9 protein-coding genes and 1 pseudogene are annotated in these 8951 nt (G+C 64.7%); 9 read left to right on the plus strand and 1 reads right to left on the minus strand.

Translation table 11 applies throughout. From position 1 onward, the window contains the following. From EOA22_RS16375 to EOA22_RS16405, 7 genes and pseudogenes are all read left to right on the plus strand, one after another. A pseudogene (locus EOA22_RS16375) lies at positions 1 to 443 on the plus strand (amino acid permease); the annotation flags it as partial. Positions 444 to 492: 49 nt separating this feature from the next. Then, positions 493 to 1695: a cytochrome P450 gene (locus EOA22_RS16380; RefSeq protein ID WP_245478640.1), complete on the plus strand. Its 1203-nt coding sequence runs from the start codon at positions 493 to 495 to the stop codon at positions 1693 to 1695. Next, complete coding sequence (locus tag EOA22_RS16385) at positions 1692 to 3179, plus strand: aldehyde dehydrogenase (protein ID WP_063169690.1); 1488 nt, start codon at positions 1692 to 1694, stop codon at positions 3177 to 3179. The genes EOA22_RS16380 and EOA22_RS16385 overlap by 4 nt, the downstream gene beginning before the upstream one ends. A gap of 244 nt (positions 3180 to 3423) precedes the next feature. Further along, positions 3424 to 4278, plus strand: coding sequence for a MetQ/NlpA family lipoprotein (locus tag EOA22_RS16390; RefSeq protein ID WP_013528557.1), 855 nt, complete (start codon positions 3424 to 3426; stop codon positions 4276 to 4278). Positions 4279 to 4369: 91 nt separating this feature from the next. Further along, positions 4370 to 5467 (plus strand): methionine ABC transporter ATP-binding protein, encoded by a 1098-nt coding sequence (locus tag EOA22_RS16395; RefSeq protein ID WP_127390084.1) that lies wholly within the window; start codon positions 4370 to 4372, stop codon positions 5465 to 5467. Then, positions 5448 to 6824: an acyltransferase family protein gene (locus EOA22_RS16400; protein ID WP_245478641.1), complete on the plus strand. Its 1377-nt coding sequence runs from the start codon at positions 5448 to 5450 to the stop codon at positions 6822 to 6824. The genes EOA22_RS16395 and EOA22_RS16400 overlap by 20 nt, the downstream gene beginning before the upstream one ends. A 113-nt stretch (positions 6825 to 6937) precedes the next feature. Then, positions 6938 to 7243 carry a hypothetical protein gene (locus EOA22_RS16405; RefSeq protein WP_027160843.1) on the plus strand — a complete coding sequence of 102 codons (306 nt, stop codon included), beginning with the start codon at positions 6938 to 6940 and terminating at the stop codon, positions 7241 to 7243. A gap of 55 nt (positions 7244 to 7298) precedes the next feature. Here EOA22_RS16405 and EOA22_RS16410 read toward each other — a convergent pair whose 3' ends face one another. Continuing rightward, complete coding sequence (locus tag EOA22_RS16410; RefSeq protein WP_063168642.1) at positions 7299 to 7901, minus strand: DUF6456 domain-containing protein; 603 nt, start codon at positions 7899 to 7901, stop codon at positions 7299 to 7301. Between the two features lie 251 nt (positions 7902 to 8152). Between EOA22_RS16410 and EOA22_RS16415 the strand changes: the two genes are divergently transcribed. Beyond that, a complete protein-coding gene (locus EOA22_RS16415; RefSeq protein WP_013530587.1) occupies positions 8153 to 8434 on the plus strand; it encodes a DUF982 domain-containing protein in 282 nt (93 codons plus the stop codon). A 108-nt stretch (positions 8435 to 8542) separates the two neighbouring features. After that, positions 8543 to 8851 (plus strand): DUF982 domain-containing protein, encoded by a 309-nt coding sequence (locus tag EOA22_RS16420; RefSeq protein WP_063170292.1) that lies wholly within the window; start codon positions 8543 to 8545, stop codon positions 8849 to 8851. Positions 8852 to 8951: the final 100 nt, after the last annotated feature.

Consider the following 8951-nt stretch of genomic DNA (forward strand, 5'->3'; position numbering starts at 1 on the left):
ATCCGGTGCACCAGAGCCCACATGTCGCTTCCGTCATCCAGAGCGTGCTCGCCGCGGTCGTTGTCGGCCTGTTCGCCGTGCTCGGCCTCGATCCGGTGCTGGCGCTGTTTTCGTGGCTGACCAATGTCGCGACGCTCGGTGTCATCGCGATGATGGCGGTGGCATCGCTTGCCGTGGTGATGTTCTTCCGCGCCAACCCGGCGGCCCACGAGAATGCGCTGAAGACCACCATCCTGCCCGGGCTGACCTTCATCGCCTTCGTCATCATCATCTATTTGATCGTCATCAATTTCGGCAGCCTGTCGGGAGCCGGCGGTTTCCTTGGCGTGTTCCTGCCGGGGCTGGTGCTGATCGCCGCGATCGTCGGCCTGCTGCTGGCCAGCGCGCTGAAGAGCCGCGATCCGGTCGCGTTCAAAAACCTCGGCCAGCCGCTGAAAGATTGAGAAAAGCAAAGGGGCGGCATGCCACGCCGCCCCTTACACCACAAGGGGAGTGGCGGATTTGAGCTTTGCCGAAAATATCACCGTCGAGGCATTGGAAGCCGATCCCTACCCGATCTATGCAGAGCTCAGGCGCAGTGCGCCGGTCGCTTTCGTGCCGGCGGTCAATCTTTGGTTCGTCACCCGCTGGAAGGATGTCGAGAGCGTCGCCAAGTCGCCCGAGATCTTCTCCGCCGTCGTCGGCTCGTCACCAGTTGAGCGTTCCTTCGGCAAGCCGACCATCCTGACCACCCATGGCGAGACGCACAAGCAACTGCGCCAAGGCGTCGACCCGAAATACCGGCCGCGCACCGTCGCCGCCTATGCCGGCGACCTCGTGCGGTCGATTGCCGAACCTTTTCTGGACCGGATCGTCAACCAGGGCTCCGCCGAGCTGATGACCGATTATTTCGAGCCGGTGTCGACGCTCAGCCTGGCGCGCTCGCTCGGCCTTGCCGGCATCGATATGCCGACGCTGCGCCGCTGGTTCTACGGCCTTGCCCAGGGCGCCATCAATTTCGAGAACGATCCGAAACGGCAGGAGATCGCCGACGCAATCAGTGCCGAGGTCGGCGACGCCATCCTGCCGACGCTGGAAAGACTTGCGCGCCAGCCAGATGACTCGGCGCTGTCGCATATGCTGCATGACGGCATGCCGGAGGGCACGACGCGGCCGATCGACTTTCTGATGCCCAGCATCAAGGTCATTCTGCTTGGCGGCATGCAGGAGCCCGGACATGGCGCCGGCTCGATCCTCGCCGGCCTGCTGGCCCATCCCGAGCAATTGCGGCAGGTGCTCGCCGATCCCGAGACTTTCGTGCCGAGGGCGGTCGACGAGGGCCTGCGCTGGGTGGCGCCGATCGGTACGCAGACGCGGCAGACGACGCGGGCAGTCGAGATTGGCGGCGTGACGATCCCGGCCGGCGCTGCCGTCGCCGCCCTCGTCGCTTCGGCAAGCCGCGACGAGAGCCGCTTTGCCGATCCCGACCGCTTCGACATCAACCGCAACGAAGGCAACCATGCCGCCTTCGGCTTCGGCCATCATTTCTGTTCGGGCCGGTTCTTCGCACGCGAGCAGATGTGCCTTGCGGTGCGGCTGTTGCTCCAACGCTTCCCCGATCTCAGCCTTGTGCCGAGCAGGGAACCGGTGTTTCGCGGCTGGGAATTCCGCGCGCCAACCACATTGCATGTTTCCCTTGGAGTCCGTCACCAATGATCAGTCAGAATGCCATCGAAACGCTGCGCAAGACGGAGATCGGCGCGCAGGGCCTGTTCATCGATGGCGTGCAGGTCGAGGCAACAAGCGGCGCAAGCCTGCCGGTGACGTCGCCGATCGACGGCCGACCTTTCGCCAGCATCGCCGACGGCAACGCCGCCGATATCGACCGCGCCGTGAAGTCGGCGCGCAAGGCGTTCGAGAAGGGCTCGTGGTCGCGCGCCACACCCGCCTTTCGCAAGAAGGTGCTGACGAAATTCGCCGAGCTGGTCGAGAAACACGCCGATGAGCTCGCCGTGCTCGGTGTGCGCGACAACGGCACCGAGATCGGCATGGCCTACAAGGCAGAACCGCTGTCGGCGGCAGGCACCATCCGCTACTATGCCGAGGCCATCGACAAGGTCTATGGCGAGATAGCGCCGACGGCCGAGAATGTGCTCGGACTGATCCACAAGGAGCCGCTCGGCGTCGTCGGCGTCATCGTGCCGTGGAATTTCCCGCTGATGATCGGTGCCTGGAAGATCGCGCCTGCACTTGCCGCCGGCAATTGCGTGGTGGTCAAGCCGCCGGAGATCGCCTCGCTGACGCTGCTGCGGCTGGCCGAACTGGCAAGCGAGGCCGGCTTGCCCGCCGGTGTGCTCAACGTCGTCACCGGGCTTGGCGCGGTCACCGGCGAGGCGCTCGGCCTGCATATGGATGTCGACGCCATCGCCTTCACCGGTTCCGGCCCGGTCGGCAGGCGGCTGCTCGAATATTCCGCTCGCTCCAATCTGAAGCGCGTCTTCCTCGAACTCGGCGGCAAGTCGCCGAACATCGTCTTTGCCGACGCCCCGGACCTGAAACAGACAGCGGTCGTCTCGGCCAATGGCATCTTCCGCAATTCCGGCCAGGTCTGCGTCGCCGGCTCGCGGCTTCTCGTCCAGTCAGCGGTCTACGACCGCTTCATGGACGAACTGCTCTCGGCAACCATGCGGCTCAAAGTCGGCGATCCGCTTGATCTCACCAGCGATGTCGGCGCGGTATCGAGCGCCGAACAGCTGGACAAGAACCTCGGTTTCGTCGCCAGGGCCACGGAAGAAGGTGCCCGTCTCGTCACCGGCGGCCAGCGGATGCTGACCGAGACCGGTGGCAGCTACATGGCGCCAACGATCTTCGAGAATGTCATGCAGGACATGCAGTTGGCGCGCGAGGAGGTGTTCGGGCCGGTGCTCGGCGTCATGCGCTTCGAGACCGAGGAGGAGGCGGTTCGGCTTGCCAATTCGACCGTCTACGGGCTTGCCTCCGCGGTGTGGACCGCCAATCTCTCCACCGCGCATCGCATGGTGCGCGCCATCAATGCCGGCGTCGTCCACGTCAACACCTATGGCGGCGCCGACATCACCGTGCCGCTCGGCGGCGTCAAGCAGTCCGGCTTCGGCCGCGACAAGTCGCTGCACGCGCTGGAGAAATATTTGGAACTGAAGGCGGCCTGGATCGCGCTTTGACGGCACGCTGAGCTCTCTGAGAATCTGACGACCTCCAGACGCGCGCAAGATCGCGCCGCGATCCGCTGCGGCCGGCCAAGCAGCGGCTTTTGCTCACGCTCTTGAAAATTTTGAGAGAATATTCCCGGCTTTGGCGAGAATGGCGAAACGCGTTCTTTGATAAACTTGATAGAATTTCTGAGGATGCGACCAAGGCTAGGCAATCCGCCTCGCTGCCATGACTTCACAACCGCAGAGATCAATCATGACTGACTTCAAGAACACTTTGCCATCTTCCCCCGGGTCAACCGTCAACCGGCGCAGTGGCCTTGCTCTGCTGTTCGCCTCAGTCGTCGCGATCGGCAGCCTGATTGCACCGCATGCGTCGTTTGCCGAGGACAAGAAGGCGATCAAGGTCGGCATCATCAGCGGCGAGGACGAGGACGTCTGGCGCGTCGTCGTCGCGCAAGCCGCCGAAAAGGGCCTTGCCATCGAGACGGTGGTATTCAACGACTACACCCAGCCCAACGAAGCGCTGGAGCGCGGCGAGATCGACGCCAACGCCTTCCAGCACCAGCCCTATCTCGACAACCAGATCAAGACGCAAGGCTACCACATCGTCCGTGTCGGCTATACCGGCGTCTGGCCGATCGGCCTCTACTCTAAGAAGTTCAGCAAGGTTGCCGACCTGCCCGAGGGCGCGGTCATTGGCGTGCCCAACGACCCATCCAATGAAGGCCGGGCGCTGCGCGTGCTGCAGAACGAGGGCGTGATCAAGCTCAGGGATGGCACCGGCATTCTGGCCACCACCGCCGACATCGCCGAGAACGCGAAGAAGGTGGTGATCAAGGAACTTGACGCCGGTATCGTCGGCCGCTCGGTCGAGGATCTCGATGCGGCCGTGGTCAACACCGACTGGGCGCTGAAAAGCGGCCTGTCGCCGGAAAACCGCATCGCGCAGGAGCCTATCGCCGACAATCCCTACCGCAACTTCATCGCGGTGAAGACCGGTAACGAGAACGAGGCCTGGGTGAAGACGCTGGTGGCTTCCTATCAGAACGAGGCGGTGAAGGCCGAGTTCGACAAGGTCTACAAGGGCACCGGCCTCAGCGCCTATTGATCCGGTCCTCGGCCGGAAGCCCGGTTCGAGAGCAACAGCGGTCCGCGCTCAGGCGCGGGCCGCGATTGCGTTTTCGGGAACAGGAATATTCATGAACCAGCATATCACGGCATCCGGGGAGACCGCCGATCCGACCCAGACCCGGCCCGACGCATCTCAGGATGTCGTGCGCCTTGTCGACCTGAAGCGCCATTTCGGTGTGACGGCGGCGCTCGACGGCATTTCGCTGACCGTGCGCAAGGGCGAGATCCTCGGTATCATCGGCCGCAGCGGCGCCGGCAAATCGACGCTGATCCGCTGCCTGAACGGGCTGGAACGGCCTGACTCCGGCGAGGTGTTCATCGAGGGCCGCGAGATCAGCCGGCTCAGCGAGCGCGACCTGCAGCCGCTGCGGCGGCGCATCGGCATGATCTTCCAGCATTTCAACCTGCTGTCGGCCAAGACCGTCGAGGACAATGTGGCGCTGCCGCTGAAGATCGAGGGCCGGCCGAAAGCCGAGAGGCTGAAGCGCGCCGCCGAACTGCTCGATCTTGTCGGCCTGTCGGAGAAAGCCAAGGCCTATCCGGCGTCGCTGTCGGGCGGCCAGAAGCAACGGGTCGGCATCGCCAGGGCGCTTGCCGCGCGCCCGGCGCTGCTCCTGTCGGACGAAGCCACCTCGGCGCTCGATCCGGAGACGACGCGCTCCATCCTCGCACTGCTCAAGGACATCAACCGGCAGCTTGGCCTGACCATCCTTTTGATCACCCATGAGATGGAGGTGATCCGTTCCATCGCCGACCGCGTGGCGTTGATCGACGCCGGACGCATCGTCGAGCAAGGGCCGGTCTGGTCGGTGTTTGCCGACCCACGCTCCGAGATCACACGCAGCCTGCTCGGCGCCATCAGGCCGCAGCTGCCGGCCGAGCTGGCAGCGCGGCTGCTGCCGGCGGCCGGTGCGGAAACCATCCTGCGCGTCGACGTGGCCGGCGAGGCGGCAAGCGGCCCGCTGCTGTCCGACCTTGCGATTGCGGTTCCGGGCGCCTTCCGCCTCGTCCATGGCGGCATCGACCATATCCAGCAGCAGCCGGTCGGCACGCTGTTCCTTTCGGTTCCCGGCAGCGATGCAAATCATCTTGCTGACATCATCACATTCCTGAAGGCTCGCCAGGCGCGGGTGGAGGTGCTTGGCCATGTCGCCAATCCTGTTTGAACTTCTGCTGCGTTCGATCTGGGAGACGGTGCTGATGACGGCCGCCTCCGGCCTCATCTCGCTGGTCTTCGGCCTGCCGCTCGGCCTGGCGCTGATTGCGACCGCCTATCGCCTGTTGAGCGAGGACCTGCCCTTCCCCGGCTGGTATGCACTGCTGCCGGTTGCCGGCACCGTGCTGGTGCTGCTGAGCGGCGGCTGCGGGGAACAGACCAACGGGCGGACCGACCGGCACGTCCTTGGCCCGGCCACCGCTTTGTCGCTGCCGCCCTTGCAATGGATCGGCACGCTCTCCTATTCGCTCTATCTCTGGCACTGGCCGGTCATCGTCTACGCCGGGATGCTGACGCCCGATCTTACGGTGCCGCAGCGGCTGGGCTGCGGCGTGCTGGCGCTGGCGCTGTCGGTGCTCACCTATCACCTCATCGAGAACCCGGCACGACGCGGCGCCTGGCTGACGGTGGGCGCTCGCGCGCTCGCACCCGCGCTGGCGCTGACCGGTGCCGGCGTGGCGGTCGCCTACGCCAATGCGCATCTGGCCACGCGCAACATCGGTCCCGAGCAGCGCGGCATCGAGCAGGCGGCCGAAAGACCTTCCATCGCGCGGGCCGTCGACAAGAACTGCCTGGCCGACTTCCAAACGGTGACGCCGAAACCCTGCACATTCGGCCCGGCCGATGCCACCCGCACCATCGTGCTGTTTGGCGATTCGCACGCCGACCACTGGTCGACGCCGCTGATCGAAGCAGCCAGGCGCAACGACACCAAGGTGGTCACCTACCTCAAATCATCGTGCCGCGCCTCGCGGCTCTCCACCTTCAACACGGTGCTGAAGCGCGACTACACCGAATGCGACGCCTGGCGCGAGCAGGCCATATCAGAGATCATCCGCCGCAAGCCGCGCCTGGTGGTGATCTCCGAATTTTCCATCGGCAATCTGACCCGCGATCTGCCCGCCGCCGAACGCACCGCCGAAGTGGCGCGCTGGCAGGCCGGCCTGCGCTCGACCTTGCAGGCCTTCAGCCGGGCCGGTGTCGAGACGGCAGTCATCCGCGACACGCCGATCAACGCCAGCTTCGCCGGCTCCTGCGTGGCGCGCACCCTGTGGTGGCGCGAGGCACCCTCGCCGCACTGCGACACGCCAAGGGCCGAAGCCGCCAACGACAGCACCGCCGCCACCGAGCGCGCCGTGGTGACCAGCGTGCCCGACACCCGCTACATCGACCTCACCAACCAATTCTGCGGCCCGACCTCCTGCCACGTCGTCATATCAGGCAAGCTGGCGTTTCGTGACAGGCACCATCTGGCGACGGGCTTTGCCGAGACACTGGCGGGGCCATTGGAGAGGGCCTTGTTTTAGGCGCCTGGGCATCTGCGCCCCGGTCTGTATTGTTCGTCACATCTTACGAATCTGTGGAACGAGGCTGCAACTCGGCAGTTATATATTAGCCTAACCTTGAAAAGGAGGCAGCTATGAAAAAGCTCCTGCTTGTTTCGGTTATCGCCATTGCTTCGGCGGCGGCGATGATCGCCCCCGCCGACGCCCGCAGCCGTATCAGTATCGGCATTGGCGGCTATGCAGACGACTATTACGGCGACGATTATTACAATGGTTACGACTATGGCGATCGCTACTATCGCCCTTATTACCAGTACGACGCCTATGACAACGGCTACAGGCCGCGCTATTACCACCGTCACCACCGTTGCCACATCGCACTGGTCAAGCATTGGCGCCATCACCACAGGATCGTCGAGGAAATCCGCGTCTGCCGATGATCTGATCCTGTGAAAAATGATCCGGCCGGCGCCGCCGGCCGGATATTTGCGCCGCTCACCCCACCCGCCTCCTCATCATCATCCCGTAATGCACTGCCAACAAATCCAGCCCCACCTTCAGCAGCTTCGTCACCACGTTCCGGCCCTCGCCGGTCTGCTCGGACAGGCGCTTGAGGGAACCGTCCGCGCAGCAGACTTGTCGTACCACGGCGGCCACCTCCCAATGGCCTAGCGCTCTTGTGGCGGCGGCATAGGCCCTGCCGGCGTCGAGAACGCTGTCGGCGATGCCGCCGCCCTCGCGGCCGCCGTCGATGCGCTCGGTCCAGCGCATCGGCTTGACATCAGCCTGCTGACTGCAGCGGAAATCCTCGCGGTAGCGCAGGCCTGCCTCGCGCTGCTGGCGCGACAGCGAAGTGATGCCGACGAGCGCATCGATGGCGCGCAGCCGCACGATGCCGCCGGTCGCGGCGTAGCCGTCATTCGACACTTCGTAGACACGCGCAGCCTCCAGCGTGCCCGCTGCCAGCCGCTTGCGGCCGAGGGCGTCATCCCTGAGCGCGAAATCATGGCCGATCTCGCGGCGTATGCGCACCTGCTCGGCCTCGCCCTTCGGCAATTTCGGCGCCTGCGGTTTTGCGGGTCTGGTCTTTTTGCTCATGGGAGGCTCCTGGTTGGGATGGTGGTGGGAGGCCGGCACGTGGCGATCCTTCGCGCGCCCTCGGCCCTGCCGGGCATCTTCCCACGCGGTGGCAGAGCGGAGCGGAGCGCTGCTCGGTTGGCCTTCAATGAACCGGAGGTCGTCGCCTCTTCGCCGCCGCGCCAGCATCCCTGTCGTCCGGCATCCAGGCTGATGGAACCGGCGCGAGCTTTCGACGTTATGTCGCGTCCATGCCAAGGGGAGGTTCGCCGATGACAGCCTTCATGCCGGTTACCGTGCGCTTTTGCGACAACAAAACCATGCTGGTCAGTTCGGTGGCCGGAGCCGCCGAGGCACTGCGCCACCAATGGCCCGACAAGACAGCGCCTGGCTATCTCGAGGCTTCCCGGCTGGTTACGCTCGCCGTGGACGGCATCTGCTGCCAGCGCATCGCGTTCGACGCCTTCACCAGGGCGGCCAAGCAGCAGAACATCCTGGTCGACAGGCCCAAAAGCCGCGCCCATGACTGGCTGGATGCGGTGGCTAGCCCGTGAGGAGCGGGCGCCGCCCGAAAAATTGATGCAACCGGCCCCCAGCGGGGCGCGTTTATGGGTGCGGTAGCTGGAGCCGCGCGCAAAGCGAAGGTGAACGCCGTGGGTACGATGAAAACCGGAGTGCCGCTCAAAGTGCGGGTGGAAGATGAGATCGAAGAGATCGACAGCGTCAGCGAAGCCGCCGATTTTCTCCAGCGCTGGCCGCTGGAGCGGCGTGGCCATGTCTACCGCAGCGCGTTGAACGCCTGCAGCGCGGCGATTGCCGCCCAGATTTCCGAAGCCGACGCCATGAAGGTGTTTACCGGCTTTGCCCGGGTGACCGGCATATTGGTCGGCGAGGGCAACCCGGCGGTAGCGATGGACGCAAGGAGCATGCAGAGCCGCACGCCCAAGCAAGGCGGGCAGATGCCGAAATAGGGCTTTGCTTCTTTCTCCCCGTTTACGGGGGTGAGGTGTGATCCGCGCAGCGGACGAAAAGCCAATTGCTTGGCTTTTCGAACAGCGAACGCCCGGCAGG

This window comes from Mesorhizobium sp. M7A.F.Ca.US.014.04.1.1, assembly GCF_003998745.1.
GTDB lineage: Bacteria > Pseudomonadota > Alphaproteobacteria > Rhizobiales > Rhizobiaceae > Mesorhizobium > Mesorhizobium ciceri.